Genomic DNA, 15,724 nt, shown 5'->3' with positions numbered 1-15,724 from the left:
AAGATGTCCATCCTGGCCCGCCCGGCGACCCGTATCGCCAAGACCGGCACCCGCCGTCGCATTCCGATGCCCAGACGGCTGCGCGGCCGGTTCTCGCTGCTGTTCGGCTCGTTCCTCCTGTTGATCATGATCGTGCTGTGCGTCGGGGCGCCGCTGTTCACCAGATACGACCCGATCGAGATCGACGCGCTCAACCCGCTTCTCCCGATGTTCTCGCCCGGGCACCTGTTCGGGACCGACGAATTCGGCCGGGATGTCTTCGCCCGGGTGCTCTACGGCGGCCGCTACGACCTGGCGATCGCCTTCGCCGCAACCTTCGTCACCCTGGTCGTCGGCACGCTGATGGGTCTGATCGCCGGGCATGTCGGTGGGCGGACCGAGACGATCATCATGCGGATCGTCGACCTGTTCTTCGCCTTCCCGTTCATCGTCCTGGTGATCGCGATCATCGCCAGCCTCGGCTCGAGCCTGATCAACCTGTTCATCGCCCTCTGGGTGGTGAGCTGGGTCAGCTACGCGCGGATCTCGCACGGACAGACGTTGTCGGCCAAGCGGTACGGCTACGTCGTCGCGGCCACGGCCCTCGGCTTCTCGAACCTGCGCATCATGTTCGCCCACATCCTGCCGAGCGTCCTGCCCGGCGTGATCATCTTCGCAATGGTCGACGCGGTCGGAAACGTGCTGCTGGGCGCCTCTCTCGGCTTCCTGGGGGTCGGCATCCCGCAGCCCACCCCGGAGTGGGGCTCGATGATCGCCGAGGGGCAGAACTTCATCCTGTCCAACTGGTACCTCTCGATCATGCCCGGAGCGGCGCTGGTGGTGCTCGGCGTGGCGCTGAGCCTGATCGGTGACGGGTTGGCCGACATGCTGAGGACGAACCGATGAGCTCGCTTGCCCCGTTGACCGGACGGGTCCGACCAGTCGTGCTCGAGGCCGACGACATCTGCGTCACCATCAGGACTTCGTCGGGGGTGGTGACACCGGTGGACCACGTCTCGCTGCAACTGCGGCAGGGCGAGGTGCTCGGCATCGTCGGGGAGACCGGCTCCGGCAAGACGGTGACGTGCCGGTCCCTGCTCGGGCTGATGCCGTCCGGACAGGCATCGCACACCGGCTCGGTCCGGTACCCGGGCGTGCTGGACGGGAACGCCCTCGACCTCGGCCGGCGCGGCATGCGCAAGCACTGGGGTCGGTACATCTCGATGATCCCGCAGAATCCGATGACGTCGCTGAACCCGGTGCAGCGCATCGGGGATCAGATCGCCGAGGCGGTGACCGCACATCAGAAGCTGTCCAAGGGCGCCACCGCGGAACGCGTGATCGAACTGATGAGCCGGGTCGGCATCCCGGTGCCGGAGAAGCGCCTTCGCGACTACCCGCACCAGTTCAGCGGTGGCATGCTGCAGCGCACGCTGATCGCGATCGCGTTGGCCGGTAACCCGAAGGTGCTGATCGCCGACGAGCCGACCACCGCGCTGGACGTGATCATCCAGGACCAGATCCTCTCGCTGCTGATCGACCTGCAGCGCGACATCGGGATGAGCCTCGTCCTGGTCAGCCACGACCTGTCGGTGATCGCGCAGATCTGCGACCGGGTCGGCGTGATGTACGCCGGACAGCTGGTGGAAATGGCTGCGACACAGGACATCCTGCGTCGCCCGCAGCACCCCTACACCGCAGCCCTGCTGAAATCCCTGCCCGGCGCTGTGGCCAGAGATCAGCCGCTGACCACCATCACCGGCTCTCCGCCGCGGCTGGTCGACCTGCCGCAGACCTGTCGGTTCCAGCCGCGTTGCCCGTTCGCAGAGGACGCGTGCGGGACGTGGCCGACCGACCTGCTGCACACCGGCGACACGGGCCGGGTCCGCTGTCGCCGACATGACGAACTCGACCTGGCGGCCGGCCTGGCGCCGGTGCCTGCAGCCGCCGGACCGTCCCTCCCGATCGTCGGTGTGCACGCGCACTGACGCCCCGCTTGCAATCGCTGGAACAACGAAGACGCCGCGGTCTGCGGCGCACCATCGACAGGAGAAATACTGTGCCGCAGGACAAGTTGAGGGTCGGCGTCGTCGGCGCCGGTCGTTGGGCCATCCGCTCGCACATCCCCGGGTGGCAGCGTGACCCGCGGGTCGAGGTCGTCGCGCTGGCCGACACGGACGAGCAGGCCCTGGCCGCCGCCGGCGCCGAGTTCGGCATCAAGCGACTGGAGACCGACTACCGCAAGCTCATCGAGGATCCCGACATCGACGTGATCGATGTCGTCACCGGCGACAGGATGCACTTCGAGGTGTCCTGGGCCGCGCTGGAAGCCGGCAAGCACGTGCTGTGCGAGAAGCCGGTCCACTCGGACTACCACCAGGTCATCGCCGCGGCCGACCTGGCCGAGAGCAAGGGCCTGAAGACCAAGCTGGGCTTCACTTTCCGCTACGCGCCGGCGACGATGTATGCCGCGGAGCTGATCTCGCAGGGCTACATCGGCGAGCCATACATGCTCAACGCTTTCGAGCAGAACAGCCAGTGGCTCGATCCCCAGACGCCGCTGCGGCAACTGCGCGACACGTCCGATCCCGACGTCATCCAGGTCTCCTCCATCGAGGGCTACGGCGCTCCGGTGATCGACATCATGCACTGGTGGATGGACGCGCCGCTCCAGTCCGTCGTGGGAACGATGCGCAATTTCGTACCGAACCGGATCGTCCGGGAGACCGGCGAGATGACGCGCGTCAACATCGATGACGGCGACATGTGGATCGCCGAGTTCGGCCACGGCCGGCTGGCCTCCGTGCAGTCGTCGTTCGTGACGGTCGGGAACTACCCCGGCATCGAGGTCCGGATCTACGGGTCCGAAGGGGCGATCATCGTCCGGTTGGTGGAGGAGTTCGGCATCTGCCAGACGATCAAGGCGGCGAAGAAGGACTCCGTCGAGTTCGTCGAACTCGATATCCCGCAACGGTTCTTCCCGGCCGGCGGCAGTTCCACCGAGCCGTGGCCGTTCCTGTTCTACTCCAACGTGCTGCGGGACTTCACCGACGAGATCCTCAGCGGCGGCCCGACCAACCAGGGTGACTTCCGCCAGGGCGCCTTGGTGCAGCAGACGATCAACGCCTTCGAGCGTGCCCACCGCACCCGGGCCTGGGTCGACTTCCCGCTGGAGTCGTCGGCCTGACGGCCATGGAATGCGAAAATCGGCGTGCAGAACGTGGCCGACCGCACCGATGAACGGGGACCAGATGATCAAGAACGCAAGCCAGGGCTTCCGGCACCTCTCCCTGCCCGAATCGGTCCACGAGGTGCTGCGTTCCCGGATCCTCAACAACGACCTGCCGGCCGGTACCCCGCTGGTCGAGATCCCGCTGGCCGAGGAGTTCGGGGTCAGCCGCACGACGGTGCGGGCGGCGCTGCGCGAGCTGCAGACCGAACGACTCATCGAGGTGCTGCCGCGCCGCGGCACCTTCGTCACCCGGATGTCGGCCGAGGACGTCACCGAAGCCTGCTACGCCCGGTTCGTCCTGGAATCGGCCGGGCTCGCCGAGGTCTGGGAGAGCGCCAGGGCAGCGCTGGTGGTCGACATGACGGAGGCGGTCCGGGTGATGCAGTTGGCCTGCGACAAGGAGGATCTGGCCGGGATCGTCGTGGCCGACACCGCTTTCCACCGCGTCATCGTGGAGGCCGGGAACCACCCCCGCATCGTCGAGATGTGGTCGACGCTCAACGGTCAGATGGGAGCACTGATGCGATCGTCGCTGGATCGCCAGGGCATCGACATGGTGGAGGCCGTGCGTCGGCACACCAAGCTGATCACCGCCTTCAAGCGCAAGGACTCGGCAGTGGCGCTGGCCGCCCTCCGCCTGCACTACCTGGACCCCACTCATGGTTGAGGTCTCGGCGGGCGTCGGCCCGGTGGTCGGGTGGGGCATCCTGGGCACGGCGAACATCGCCGCCCGCGCGTTCCTGCCGGCTCTCCGGGGGGCCGGTGGTCGGGCGGTGGTGGTCGGTTCCCGATCCGACGTCCGGGGTGCGGAGTGGGCGGCCCAGCACCAGGTCGAGCGTTCTTCTTCCTACGACGCGGTCCTGGGCGACCCCGAGGTGCAGGCCGTCTACCTTGCGCTGCCCAACGACCAGCACACGCAGTGGGCGGCGGCGGCGCTGGCCGCCGGCAAGGTGGTGCTGTGCGAGAAGCCGATGGCACTGGACGGTGCGCAGGCGCAGCGTCTGCTGGCCGCGGTACCCGTGGGTGGACTGCTCTGGGAATCATTCGTCTTCCCGTTCCACCCCCAGACCGCGCTGATCTCCGGACTGATCGCCGACGGCCGGATCGGTGACCTGTCCGAGATCATCTCCGAGTTCCACTTCCAGGTCGGCTCGTCGGCCAACATCCGCCTCGACGTCGCACGGGGCGGTGGAGCGCTGTACGACGTCGGCTGCTACCCGCTGCGGCTCGGACGGCTGCTCTTCGGTGCGGAGCCGGTGCGGGCCAGCGGGAACGCGGTATTCGACGGGGTCGATCGCGACATGGCCGCCGTGGTGGACTTCCCCGTCGGACGGTTGATTCTCTCGGCCGGTCTGCATCGCCCGGCCTCGACCTTCACCCGCATCATCGGCACCGCCGGCGAGCTGCGGGTCAGCAACCCGTTCCACCCGCGCGGCTTCGACACCGTCGAGCTCTGGGCGGACGGCGTCCAGGAGGATTCCTGGCCTGCCGCAGCCGGTTCGGCGTTCCAGCACGCCATCACCCACATCCAGTCCGTCATCACCGGCAGCGTCGCGCCGCAGCACCTCGCCACCGGCGACGCGCTGGCCCAGGCGCTCGCCATGGATCTGGTGCGCGCTTCCATCACAGACAGGCTCTCGTCTTGACCATCCCGTCCCACCCGAAGATCCTCATCTCCACCTACCTCGAGCCGCAGCACGTCGAGAGGATCGCCGCGGCAGTCCCCTGCGAAGTGCTCTACGACCCGGAACTGCTGCCCACCACCCGGTATGGCAACGACCATGGCGGAATCCGGCCCACGCTGACCCCGGAACAGGACGCCCGCTGGTCATCGATGCTGGCCGTCGCCGACATCGCGTTCGACTTCGACTGGCGCGCACCGGGAGAACTGCTCACGTCTGCCCCGAAGCTCCGGTGGGTGCAGGCCACCAGCGCGGGGATCGGCGGGTTCGTGCAGCGGTACCAGCTCGACGCCGGTGCCCTGATCCTCACCACCGCCGCCGGAACGCACGCCACGCCGCTGGCCGAGTTCGCGGTGGCCGGCGCGATGCACTTCGTCAAGGACGTCCCGGGTCTGCTGTCCGCGCAGCGGGAACACCATTGGGAGCGCCATGTCTCGGGCCAACTGTCCGGGCGGCGGGCGACCGTCGTCGGGTTGGGCTCGATCGGCCATCGGGTGGCCGAGCTCTTCTCGATGCTCGGGGTCCACGTGACCGGGGTCGGCCGACCGGGCGGGACCTACGGCATCCCGGGTCGGGTCGTCAGCACGGACGACCTCGATGCGGTACTGCCCGACAGCGAGATCCTGGTGCTGACCTGCCCGCTGACGCCCGGGACGAACAACCTGATCAACGCCGACCGGGTCGGCCTTCTACCGGCCGGCGCCATCGTCGTCAACATCGCCCGGGGGCAGGTGATCGACGAGTCGGCACTGACGGCGGCCCTCTCCGCGGGGCACCTGGCCGGTGCGGCACTGGACGTCTTCATGGAGGAGCCCCTGCCCGGGGACTCGTCGCTCTGGGACCTGCCGAACGTGCTGGTCTCTCCGCACTCGGCCTCCACCGCCGCCGACGAGAACGCAGTTCTCACTGAACTTTTCATCGACAACCTTAGCCGCTACCTGGCCGGAGAGCCGCTGCGCAACGTGTACGGGTCAGACCGTGGCTACTGACCTCCCTCCTGATGACGAGCCAGACCGAATGGGAGCACCGACGATGTCATCGACACCTCTACCCACCAGCGTGACCGAGCCCGGCGAGATGGATGCGCTGTCCGGGACGTGGTTCGTCAGCCCGACGCCGTTCACCCCGGACGGGTCCGTCGACCCCGCGGGCCTGGCCGGCATCGTCGAGGCAACGTCCGACTGGGGCGTGGACGGCATCACCGTGCTCGGTGTGATGGGCGAGGTCTCGGCACTGTCCGACGTCGAGCGCGACGACGTGCTGACCGGCATCCTGCGCGCGGCTGCCGGACGGATCCCGGTCGCAGTCGGCTGCTCGTCACCGTCGGCCAGCTTGACGGCGCAACGTATCTCGCGTGCCGTATCACTTGGAGCCTCGGCCGTGATGGTGTCGGCGCCGACCCTGCTCAAGGACACCGACCAGATCGCCGGGTTCTACCGGGCGGCCTGCGCCGGCGCCGGTGTGCCCGTCATCGTGCAGGACGAACCGGCCGCCACCGGTGTGCCACTGCCGGTCTCAGCGCTGCTCGCCGCGTTGGACGCCACCGGCAGCACCACCGTCAAGCTCGAAGACCCGCCCACCCCACCCAAGATCACCAGGCTGCTCGCGGCCCGCCCCGACCTGATGGTCTTCGGGGGCCTCGGCGGCGTCAGCGCCTACGCGGAGCTGCGGCGCGGGGCATCGGGCACCATGACCGGGTTCGCCTTCCCGGAGATCCTGCGGGCCCTTCGGCTGGCGGTGGAAGCCGGTGATCTCACGGTGGCAGCAGCTCTTTTCGATCGCTACCTGCCGTACATCTCCTTCGAGGGACAGCCGGTCGTCGGCCTCGGCATCCGCAAGGAGGTGCTGCGCCGTCGCGGTGTGATCACCTGCGCGCGGACGCGCAATCTGCGTCCGGATCTCGACGGGATCACCCTGGCCGAACTGGACGAGGTCCTTCGCCGGGTCGATCTGACGCCGTCCCGGGCCGCATTGACGGTGCCCACCGTGTCGGGAGTGTCGGCACAGTCGACGGTGTCGGCATGACGCGCGTCGTCGTCGGGGGCGGGAGTTCCGGTCTCGGGCTGGCCATCGCCGAAGGGTTCGCCGCCAGGGGGGCGGAGTTGTTGCTGTGGGCCAGGAACCGGGACCGCCTGGAGGAGGCCGCGGCCCGCATCCGCCTCGAACATCCCGATGCCGCGGTGCACGTTGCGGCCGCCGACGCGGCCGACCCCGCTGCCGCCGAGCAGATCGCCGAGGCCGCCACGGCGATGATGGGCGGCGTCGACGTGCTGATCCTGAACGCCGGCGGCCCACCGCCGTGCCCGCCGGATCGGACCGACGCGCAGGGATGGCGCAACGCGCTGCAGCTGCTGGCGGTCACCCCGATCGACCTGGCCACCCGGCTGCTGCCCGGGATGCGCGCGCAGGGCTGGGGCCGCGTCGTCGCGGTGCTGTCCTCCGGGGTACGGGAGCCCCTGCCCGAGCTGGCGTATTCCAACGGCGGCCGGTCGGCGCTGACTGCGTGGCTCAAGACGGTCTCGGCCACCGTCGCCCCCGACGGTGTCACCGTCAACGGTGTGCTGCCGGGCCGGATCGACACGGCGAGGGTCGCCACCCTCGACGCTGCACGGGCGCAGCGCGAGGGGCGGTCGGTCGAAGAGGTTCGTGCGTCGAGTGCGGCCGGCATCCCGGCCGGCCGCTACGGCGATCCACGCGAGTTCGCCGCGGTGGCACTGTTCCTCGCGTCCGAGTCCGGCTCTTACGTCACCGGCAGCTTTTTGAGTTGTGACGGCGGCCAGGCGAGGGGCACCTGGTGAGCGCGCTGCCGGCGCTCGGGCTGGAGTCGGCATCGATTCCGCCGTCGGGCATCCGGGCGCTGGCCACCGCAGCATGGGCCACACCGGGTGCTGTGCATCTGCAGCTCGGCGAGCCGGATTTCCCGACGCCGGAGCGGATCGTCCGGGCAGCGGATCGTGCCGCACGGCGGGGTCTGACCCGGTATGCGCCCAGCGCCGGGCTCCCGCAGCTGCGGGAAGTGATCTGCCACAAGCTGTCCCGTGACAACCACTGGGAGGGAGTTGACCCCGCCCAGGTGCTGGTGACGGCCGGCGGCGTTGGCGGACTGCACAGTGCCTACCGATCGATCCTGGACTCCGGCGACGACGTCCTGGTACCGGACCCGGGCTGGCCCAACCTGGCTTCGCTCGCGTTGGCCGTGGGGGCACGTCCCGTCCGGTACCGGCTCGATCCGGTCAGCGGCTCGTTCGCCGGCCCCGCGAGCCTCGATGCGGTGGTGACCTCCCGGACCAGGGCGATCGTCCTCAACACGCCGTCCAACCCCACCGGCGCCGTCTTCACCGACGCGCAGCAGGCCGCCCTCGGCGAATGGGCGGCGGCCAGGGGGATCTGGGTGATCTCCGACGAGTGCTACGACCAGCTGTGGTTCGACCGCCCGAACACCACCTTCGCGCTCACGGCTCCCGGAGTGCCCTGCGTGACGGCCTTCTCGCTGTCCAAGAGCTACGCGATGACCGGCTGGCGGGTGGGCTACTCGGTGGGGTCGCCGGAGCTGATCGCCCGGATGACCAGAGTGCAGGAAACCATCGCCAGTTCGGTGAACACACCGGTGCAGTGGGCCGCGGTGGAAGCGTTGGGTGGGGCCCAGCACGAGGTCGGGACCATGCGCGATTCCTACCGGTCCCGGCGGGACGCGGCGGTCGCGACCGCCACGTCGCTGGGGCTCGAACACGCCGTCCCGTCGGGAGCCTTCTACCTGTGGTTGACGCTGCCGGGCAGGGTGGCCGACAGCGTGCGGTTCGCACTGGACCTGTTGGCGCAGCGCGGGATCGCCGCCGCGCCGGGGTCCGCATTCGGGCCGGCCGGTGAGGGCCATCTGCGGATCTCGTTGGCCGCGGCGCCGTCCGACATCGAACGTGGACTCACCGAGATCGCCGGCTTCCTCACCACCGACTCCCTCGAAGGGCAGCCAAGGCCATGACGCACACCACGACACCGATCTCCGACCGACCGGAGTCGATCGGCCAGCCGGACGGCGCGGCCAACGCCTGGGGCGACATGGCCGACGATGCGGGCGCGGCAAAGGTGCTGGAGCAGGCCCTGTCCGCCCTCGGTGGCGACGTGGACTTCGCCGACGTCCGGTTGATCGAGGCCGAGGAACTGCGCCTCTACCACCGCAGCGGCGCGGATCCGGACGAGCGGGTCGAGCACAATCTGGGCATCGGGGTGCGGGTCCTGGTCGACGGGGCCTGGGGTTTCGCCTCCCGCCCGCTGATCGGCGACGGCGACGCGGTCGCCACCGCTCGTCGCGCGGTGGCCGTGGCCAGGGCCGGTGTCGGACTCGGCCCGCCGGTCCGGCTTCCGGCGAGGGCAGGGACTTCGGGTGGGTACCGCACTGCGGTGCTCACCGATCCGTTCGCGGTGAGCGACGCCGAGCGCCATGCGCTGCTGGCAGACCTGCTCTCCGGGATGACGGGACCTTCGGCCGTGCGGGATGCGCAGGCCGGTGTCAATGCCAAACGTCAGCATCGCCACTATGCGGACACGGAGGGTTCGCGGCAGCACCAGCATCTGCTGGAGTCCGGTGCGATGATGGTGGCCACCGCCGCCGACGGCCACGACGTGCAACGCCGGAGCTTCCCGAACTCGTTCCACGGCAACACCGGTGGCGCCGGCTGGGAGTTCGTGCTCGGCCTTGACATGCCAGGGAACGCGGTGCGGGTGGGCGAGGAGGCGGTCGCCCTGCTGACCGCTCCGGTGGCCCCGGCCGGCACCGCCGACCTGGTGATCGGGGCGCAGCAGGTGTCGCTACAGATCCACGAGTCCTGTGGCCACGCGCTGGAACTGGACCGGATGCTCGGCGACGAACAGAACTTCGCGGGCACCTCGTTCCTGTCGGTGGCCGATGTCGGGCGATTCGGCTACGGATCGCCCGCGGTCAACATCACGTCCGATCCGACCGTCCCGGGCACCCGCGGCACGTTCGCCTTCGACGACGAGGGCACTCCGGCGGTCCGCACCCCGCTGATCGTCGAGGGCATCGTGCGGAACACGTTGTCCTCGCGGGACTCCGCGGCCCGCGCCGGTCTGCCGGTCACCGGTGCCGCCCGCAGTGACGGCTGGGCCTACCTGCCCGTGTGCTTCTCCACCCACGTCCACCTGGAACCCGGCGAGGGCACCCTGGACGAACTGCTGGATCGGCTCGGCGACGGCTACTACCTCGACGACAACCGGAGCTGGTCCATCGACAATCGTCGGCTGAACTTCCAGTTCGGGAGCGAGATCGCCTACGAGGTCAAGCGTGGCCGCCGCGGGCGCCTGCTGAAGAACTTCTCCTACGGTGGGGTCACCCCGCAGTTCTGGGGTGCGGTGGAGGCGGTGGCCGGACCGGACGAGGTCCGGAACTTCGGGTATCCCTGCGGCAAGGGCGAACCCAAGCAGTGGGGCTTCCTTTCCCACGGCGCCGCGCCCGTGCTGGTCCGTCAGCAGCGGATCGGGGTGGCGTGATGTCGACGCCTGCAGATGCTTTCGCATCGGGCGCCTTTGCTCCCGCGGTCGACCGGGACGAAGCGTTGGAACGTCTCGCCGCTGTGGTCAACGGCGGCGGCGCCGACGCGATGGACGCATTCGTGTTGGGTCGCACGGGCGAGTACACCCGCTTCGCCGACGGCCGGATCCACCAGCCCCAGGACATCACCGAACTCCAGGTGATGGTGCGGGCGGTGGTCGACGGCCACGCCGCCCGCGCCGCCACCAGCAGCCTGCGCGGGTTGGAACGGGCAGCCATCGAGGCCATCCGGATGGCCAGATCCCTGGCGGCCACTGCCTCGTCGCCCGGCCGGGCGGTGGTGGCCTCGGTCACGGACCATCCCGATACGCCAGCGTTACCCGCAGAGTTGTTGCGGCACAGCAGTACTGCCGCGTTCGACGAAGGGGCCAGGGTGGCGGTCGTCCGCGATGCCATCGACTCGGCTGCGGCGGCCGGTGGTTCGGCCGCCGGCATGATCGGCCGGGCCCTGAACCAGCTGGTGGTGGTCACCAGCGACGGGATCGCCCGGGCGACGGCGGCCACCGAGGCGATGGCCGGGTTGACCGTCGCCGTCGACGACAGCACCTCGCACTTCATCGATCTCGGCCGGAGTGCCGACCGCCTGCACCTGGGCCGGGCCGTCTCCGACACCGTGGCACAGGCGGTGGCCGGCCGCGGCCGCGGCGAGCCGACGTCAGGTGAGTACACCGTTGTCCTCGGTCCCGAGGCGACGGCGGAACTGCTCGAGTTCCTGCCCGGCCTCGGATTCTCCGGTGAGCTGGCCGCGGCCGGCGTCGGACTGTGGTCCACGTCCGCCGGCCGGAAGGTGGCCGGCGAACTGGTCGACGTCGCCGACGACGCCCTCGTCGATCTGGGCCTGCCCATCGGCTTCGACATCGAGGGTGTACCCAAGAGGCGGGTGCCCTTCTTCGGGGCCGGTGTCGTCGGCTCGCCGGTCACCGACCTGAGAACCGCTGCCCAGCTGGGGGTCCGGTCCAGCGGGCACGCCCACATCGCGCGGGAGGAGGTTCCGGAGACCCGGGCCGCCAACATCGTCATGCGGACCGGCACGTCGACCGAGGCCGAGCTGATCGCCGGGGTGGAACGCGGCGTGTACCTGCAACGCTTCTGGTACACCCGACTGGTCGACCGTACCGCCGGTACCATCACCGGGGTCACCCGCGATGCCTGCTTCGAGATCGTGAACGGCCGGTTGGGCCGTCCGTTGGCCGGGATACGTTTCACCCAATCGGTTCTCGCGCTCCTCGACGGGGTCGACGGGGTCGCCGACGTCGCCAGGACCGTCCCGGTGATGAACGTCTGGAACGGCGCCACCACCGCCCCGGCCATCCGGGCCAACGGATTCCGGCTCGGCGCCGCTCCGATCCTCATGAAGAGAGAAGGAATGACGGCATGACGTTGTCCACCAATCGGAATCGCCTGCTGATGCAGATCCTGACCGGTGAGGTCTGGCCCGCCCTGGGCGATCGGCACGCCTACCGCACCGACGCCGACGGCGCCCCATTCGTTCTCCCCGGGATGGGCGGAGTGACCCTCGGCGTCCACCCTGGTGACGACGCAACCGGCTACGCCGCAGATCATCTCGAACCCGGCCTGTCCATCCGGCACCGCGAGGAGCGGGCCAACATGGCGCTGCAGTTCCTGACGTGTGTGGGCAACGTGGTCACCGTGCGCACCGGACCCGTCGCCGGTGCCGCCGGTCGCGTCATCGGGCAGCATGCCTACGTCCTGACGGATTTCGCCGAGTCGGACCTGCAGCAGATGTGCACCGGCGACCAGGTGGTGGTGCACGCCTACGGGCAGGGACTGAAACTGACCGATCATCGCGAGATCGTCGTCAAGAACGCCGATCCCGACCTGCTCGACGGGTTGGGCATCACCACCGGGGCAGACGGCCGGCTACGGGTCCCGGTAGCGGCCCGGGTGCCCGCGGAGGCCGTCGGCGCCGGGACCGGGATGTACTCCGAGTACGCCAACACCGATCTGATGGGTGCCTACGCCGGCCAGGGTGAGGATCTCTCGCTCGGGTTGGAGGTGCTGCGGATCGGCGACGTCGTCGTGCTCGAGGATCAGGATCACCGCTATGGCCGGGGTTATCGGCCCGGCTACACGACGATCGGGGTGATCAGCACCGGGCACTGCCGCCTCTTCGGGCACGGCCCGGGACCGAGCACCCTGCTGTCCGGCCCGACGTCCGCCTTCGACGTGGTCGACGACCCGGGGGCCAACCTCAGCAACGCCTTTGCCGCCATGGGAGTGTCCGCATGAATGCCCCTACCTTGCTCGCCATCAATGCCCTCGGCATCGTCGAGCATCCCGGTCTCGACGGGAACCCGTACCTGACGGACGCCGACGGGCGGCCCTACGTGCCGACCGGCGAGGGTGGGGTGGTGCTCGGACTTCACCTGGGCGACAGCGTCTTCGGCTTCGACGCCGACCACGCCAGCCCGGCGGTCTCGTTGATCCATCCGGAACAGGCCGCGCGACATGCCCTGACCGCCTTCGCCTGCCTCGGTAACCGGGTGACCGTGCGGGCCGGTGCGGCCGCGGGTGCGGTGGGCGCCGTCCTGGGCAAGCGGGGCGAGCAGGGTCGGGTGCTCGCCTGGTTCCCGCCGGACGTGCTCGCGCAACTGGTACCCGGTGACGTGATGGTGGTCCGCGCCCTCGGTCAGGGCTCCCGGCTCCCGGACCCGATCGCTGCGCTCGGCGGTCAGCTGCTCAACGTCGATCCCGCTGTGCTGCCGACACTCTCGGTCGTCATCGACGGCGCCGGCATCACCGCGGGGGTGCGCGGCCGCGTTCCGTCCAAGCTCATCGGCAACGGCATCGGGCGTCCCGCGCACCAGTGGGACCTCGACCTCCAGGTGGACGCGACCACGGCGGCCGCCGTCGGGCTCGAGGGTCTGCGGCTCGGGGATCTGGTCGCGGTGGACGACCTCGACGTCCGGCACAACGCCGGATATCGGCGCGGCTGGGTCACCGTCGGGGTGGTCGTGACCACCACCAGCCCCCGCGCGGGGCTCGGCCCGGGACTGATGCCGATCATGTGCGTCCCGCAGCAGGTCATCGAGGTCACGTCGGCGCCGGACGACCACGTCGGCGTCACCGCTGCGCTGCTGGCGCAGTGGGGAGGCGTGAGATGACCGCCGGTATCAAGCGGGCACTGGCCGCACCGTGTTTCGCGGAGGATCCGTATGAGCTGGTCGAGCTCGGGATCGCTGCCGAGGAAGCAGGTTTCGACGGGTTCTTCCTCTGGGACCACCTGATGTTCGCCAACGACGGCAACGGTCCGCCGATCATCGACCCCTGGTTGCTGCTCGCCCTGATCGCGGCCCGCACCGAACACATCCGGATCGGCACGATGATCACGCCGGTGTCCCGGCGGCGCCCCGCGGTCCTGGCCCGGCAGACCACGACCCTCGACCTGCTCAGCAACGGCCGGCTGATCCTCGGAGTGGGCATCGGATCCCCGGCCCAGGGCGATTTCGGCCTGTTCGGCGATGAAACCGATGCCGTGCTCCGGGCCGAGATGCTCGACGAGGGACTGGATGTCCTCGACCGACTGTGGAGCGGAGAGCGGGTCGACTTCCAGGGTCGGCACTACCAGGTCTCCGGGGTGACCTTCCAGCCACGGCCGGTACAACGGCCACGCATTCCGGTCTGGGTCGGTGGCACCCTGCCCCGGCGCAGACCGATGAGTCGCGCAGCCCGTTGGGACGGCGCCGTGCCCATCACCTGGGCCGACGGACGGCTGTCCCGCCCGAGTGCCGAGGAGATCGCCGGCGTCCGCGACCAGGTACTTGCCGAACGCGGTCGACTCGACGGGTTCGACCTCGCGGTCTGGGCCGAGGTCGCCGAGCATCCGGACGAGGTGGCGGCGGAGCTGCCGGGTTACGCCGAAGCGGGAGCCACCTGGTGGATCGAGACGGCCAAACCAGAGCCGGGGTGGCTCGAGGGGCTCAGGACCAGGATCACTACCGCAGCGTCCAGCCGGCCAGCTCGCCCCTGAGGGTGTAGCCGAGCGAACTCAGGCTCAGCACGTTCGTCCGCGACCATCGCATCGACGCCGGGCCGAGGGTGCTGGTTCCGGTGACGGTGGAGACGACGCGGTCGGTCGTGTCGGTACTGCCCTTCGCGCCAGCGTCGCCGACGCTCGTCGCGGTGATGGCGAGCTCGGAACTCCGTCCGTTCAGCTGGAGCACCGCGAGCAGCCGGCCGTCCGGTGAGTAGGCCGCGGCCTGCGGCAACGTGTTGCCGGGCAGGGCGGTGAACACGCCGGTCGTCAGGTCGAGCACCTGCGCCGGGTACCGGGCATTCGCCGACCCCCCTTGCACGGCCACGAGAGCCCTCGTCCCGTCGGGCGAGATGACCACCGGACTCAGGACCACCCGCATCGTCCCGACTCCGACCGGTGTGACGTCGACCAGCTCACGCCGCTGGTGGGTGGTCAGGTCGAACACGATCAGGTTGGATCGACGGCTGGAGGAAGTGTTGACGATCGGGTACAGCAGCACCGAGCCGCCGACCACCGGAGGTCCCGAGAGGTAGTCCTTCGGGTCTGCGGCCGGGCCGAGCACGGTGACCTTCCCGGTCGCCGGGTCGATCTCGACGACCTGCATGGCCTGGGTGTTGCCGGCCGGCAGCGTGATGGCGATCAACCGCCCGGTGCTCTCGTTCCAGTTCCCGCTGAACCACAGCGAGCCGGGCGTCGACGACTTCGTCGTCGACGTGGTCTTCGCGGACGACGTGCTCGGGCTCGAGGTTGTCGCGGACGGGGAGGTCGGCGCCGCGACAGCGATGGCCGTCGCGGTGCTGGTGGACACCAGGTACAGCGGGACCGAGGACAGCGTCTGGACGTTCGGCATCACCATGACGGTGGCCCCGTTCCCGGAGAAGCTGACCAGGTTGCTGGCGTTGCCGATCCCCTTGTCGTCCAGGCAGCGTCCGCTCGCCGGCGTGTCGGCCATTGCCGTCGGGACCAGGCAGAGCCGCTGGCCGGCCAGCACGGCGGCAGTCTTGCCATCGGGCGAGATCGCAGCGACACGTGCGGCTTTCGGCGCACCCAGGGACGTTGCCGTCAGGCTTTCGACGGACGGTGCGGTGTACGGGGCGATCACCGGGTCCCCGGGTTGCGTGCTCGAGCAACCCGTCAACACCCCGCCGGCCGTGACGACGCCGGCCACGCAGAGCGTCAGCAGCGCCTGTCTTGATGATGTCTTTACCCGCCCCATCGCCTGATGTTAACGGCGGGACTCCGTGCCCACCCATGGTTCGCCGAACCTG

The 15,724-nt window shown here is 69.7% G+C and carries 15 protein-coding genes; 14 read left to right on the top strand and 1 reads right to left on the bottom strand.

The genetic code is table 11. The features are described 5' to 3' along the window. The first annotated feature begins 3 nt into the window (after positions 1-3). The 14 genes from ABIB25_RS14040 to ABIB25_RS13975 all read left to right on the top strand — a co-directional run bounded on the left by ABIB25_RS14040 (position 4) and on the right by ABIB25_RS13975 (position 14,450). The gene (locus ABIB25_RS14040; RefSeq protein WP_354529086.1) at positions 4-885 is read left to right on the top strand and encodes an ABC transporter permease; all 882 of its coding nucleotides are present in this window, start codon (positions 4-6) and stop codon (positions 883-885) included. Next, positions 882-1,967 (top strand): ABC transporter ATP-binding protein, encoded by a 1,086-nt coding sequence (locus ABIB25_RS14035; protein WP_354529085.1) that lies wholly within the window; start codon positions 882-884, stop codon positions 1,965-1,967. The genes ABIB25_RS14040 and ABIB25_RS14035 overlap by 4 nt, the downstream gene beginning before the upstream one ends. Before the next feature lie 71 nt (positions 1,968-2,038). Next, positions 2,039-3,166, top strand: coding sequence for a Gfo/Idh/MocA family protein (locus tag ABIB25_RS14030; RefSeq protein WP_354529084.1), 1,128 nt, complete (start codon positions 2,039-2,041; stop codon positions 3,164-3,166). A gap of 64 nt (positions 3,167-3,230) precedes the next feature. After that, the gene (locus ABIB25_RS14025) at positions 3,231-3,878 is read left to right on the top strand and encodes a GntR family transcriptional regulator (RefSeq protein ID WP_354529083.1); all 648 of its coding nucleotides are present in this window, start codon (positions 3,231-3,233) and stop codon (positions 3,876-3,878) included. Next, the gene (locus ABIB25_RS14020) at positions 3,871-4,857 is read left to right on the top strand and encodes a Gfo/Idh/MocA family protein (protein ID WP_354529082.1); all 987 of its coding nucleotides are present in this window, start codon (positions 3,871-3,873) and stop codon (positions 4,855-4,857) included. The genes ABIB25_RS14025 and ABIB25_RS14020 overlap by 8 nt, the downstream gene beginning before the upstream one ends. Continuing rightward, positions 4,854-5,882 (top strand): D-2-hydroxyacid dehydrogenase, encoded by a 1,029-nt coding sequence (locus ABIB25_RS14015; RefSeq protein WP_354529081.1) that lies wholly within the window; start codon positions 4,854-4,856, stop codon positions 5,880-5,882. The genes ABIB25_RS14020 and ABIB25_RS14015 overlap by 4 nt, the downstream gene beginning before the upstream one ends. A 43-nt stretch (positions 5,883-5,925) precedes the next feature. Continuing rightward, positions 5,926-6,918, top strand: coding sequence for a dihydrodipicolinate synthase family protein (locus ABIB25_RS14010; RefSeq protein ID WP_354529080.1), 993 nt, complete (start codon positions 5,926-5,928; stop codon positions 6,916-6,918). Then, positions 6,915-7,691 carry an SDR family oxidoreductase gene (locus ABIB25_RS14005; RefSeq protein ID WP_354529079.1) on the top strand — a complete coding sequence of 259 codons (777 nt, stop codon included), beginning with the start codon at positions 6,915-6,917 and terminating at the stop codon, positions 7,689-7,691. Before ABIB25_RS14010 ends, ABIB25_RS14005 begins: the two co-directional genes overlap by 4 nt. Next, a complete protein-coding gene (locus ABIB25_RS14000) occupies positions 7,688-8,872 on the top strand; it encodes a pyridoxal phosphate-dependent aminotransferase (protein ID WP_354529078.1) in 1,185 nt (394 codons plus the stop codon). Before ABIB25_RS14005 ends, ABIB25_RS14000 begins: the two co-directional genes overlap by 4 nt. Next, positions 8,869-10,398, top strand: coding sequence for a TldD/PmbA family protein (locus ABIB25_RS13995; protein ID WP_354529077.1), 1,530 nt, complete (start codon positions 8,869-8,871; stop codon positions 10,396-10,398). Before ABIB25_RS14000 ends, ABIB25_RS13995 begins: the two co-directional genes overlap by 4 nt. Beyond that, the gene (locus ABIB25_RS13990; RefSeq protein WP_354529076.1) at positions 10,398-11,837 is read left to right on the top strand and encodes a TldD/PmbA family protein; all 1,440 of its coding nucleotides are present in this window, start codon (positions 10,398-10,400) and stop codon (positions 11,835-11,837) included. Before ABIB25_RS13995 ends, ABIB25_RS13990 begins: the two co-directional genes overlap by 1 nt. After that, complete coding sequence (locus tag ABIB25_RS13985; RefSeq protein ID WP_354529075.1) at positions 11,834-12,709, top strand: DUF4438 family protein; 876 nt, start codon at positions 11,834-11,836, stop codon at positions 12,707-12,709. Before ABIB25_RS13990 ends, ABIB25_RS13985 begins: the two co-directional genes overlap by 4 nt. Next, complete coding sequence (locus ABIB25_RS13980) at positions 12,706-13,584, top strand: DUF4438 family protein (protein WP_354529074.1); 879 nt, start codon at positions 12,706-12,708, stop codon at positions 13,582-13,584. Before ABIB25_RS13985 ends, ABIB25_RS13980 begins: the two co-directional genes overlap by 4 nt. Next, positions 13,581-14,450 (top strand): LLM class flavin-dependent oxidoreductase, encoded by an 870-nt coding sequence (locus tag ABIB25_RS13975; RefSeq protein ID WP_354529073.1) that lies wholly within the window; start codon positions 13,581-13,583, stop codon positions 14,448-14,450. Before ABIB25_RS13980 ends, ABIB25_RS13975 begins: the two co-directional genes overlap by 4 nt. On the opposite strand, the gene ABIB25_RS13970 is transcribed toward ABIB25_RS13975, so the two are convergent. Further along, entirely contained in the window at positions 14,416-15,672 is a 1,257-nt protein-coding gene (locus tag ABIB25_RS13970; RefSeq protein ID WP_354529072.1) for a YncE family protein, read from the bottom strand. The two genes, ABIB25_RS13975 and ABIB25_RS13970, sit on opposite strands and share 35 nt — an antisense overlap. Positions 15,673-15,724: the final 52 nt, after the last annotated feature.

Origin of the sequence: Nakamurella sp. UYEF19 (genome assembly GCF_040546275.1) — a bacterium.
Lineage (GTDB): Bacteria > Actinomycetota > Actinomycetes > Mycobacteriales > Nakamurellaceae > Nakamurella.
The sequence above is the reverse complement of the archived record's forward strand: the minus strand, read 5'-3'. Positions and strand labels throughout refer to the sequence as shown.

What these genes read in the sequence shown, in the direction of transcription:
- ABIB25_RS13970 (WP_354529072.1), bottom strand. Translation starts at nt 15,672, where the DNA reads ATGGGGCGGGTAAAGACATCATCAAGACAGGCGCTGCTGACGCTCTGC.
- ABIB25_RS13990 (WP_354529076.1), top strand. Translation starts at nt 10,398, where the DNA reads ATGTCGACGCCTGCAGATGCTTTCGCATCGGGCGCCTTTGCTCCCGCG.
- ABIB25_RS14010 (WP_354529080.1), top strand. Translation starts at nt 5,926, where the DNA reads ATGTCATCGACACCTCTACCCACCAGCGTGACCGAGCCCGGCGAGATG.
- ABIB25_RS14020 (WP_354529082.1), top strand. Translation starts at nt 3,871, where the DNA reads ATGGTTGAGGTCTCGGCGGGCGTCGGCCCGGTGGTCGGGTGGGGCATC.
- ABIB25_RS13985 (WP_354529075.1), top strand. Translation starts at nt 11,834, where the DNA reads ATGACGTTGTCCACCAATCGGAATCGCCTGCTGATGCAGATCCTGACC.
- ABIB25_RS14035 (WP_354529085.1), top strand. Translation starts at nt 882, where the DNA reads ATGAGCTCGCTTGCCCCGTTGACCGGACGGGTCCGACCAGTCGTGCTC.
- ABIB25_RS13995 (WP_354529077.1), top strand. Translation starts at nt 8,869, where the DNA reads ATGACGCACACCACGACACCGATCTCCGACCGACCGGAGTCGATCGGC.
- ABIB25_RS13980 (WP_354529074.1), top strand. Translation starts at nt 12,706, where the DNA reads ATGAATGCCCCTACCTTGCTCGCCATCAATGCCCTCGGCATCGTCGAG.
- ABIB25_RS14005 (WP_354529079.1), top strand. Translation starts at nt 6,915, where the DNA reads ATGACGCGCGTCGTCGTCGGGGGCGGGAGTTCCGGTCTCGGGCTGGCC.
- ABIB25_RS13975 (WP_354529073.1), top strand. Translation starts at nt 13,581, where the DNA reads ATGACCGCCGGTATCAAGCGGGCACTGGCCGCACCGTGTTTCGCGGAG.
- ABIB25_RS14025 (WP_354529083.1), top strand. Translation starts at nt 3,231, where the DNA reads ATGATCAAGAACGCAAGCCAGGGCTTCCGGCACCTCTCCCTGCCCGAA.
- ABIB25_RS14040 (WP_354529086.1), top strand. Translation starts at nt 4, where the DNA reads ATGTCCATCCTGGCCCGCCCGGCGACCCGTATCGCCAAGACCGGCACC.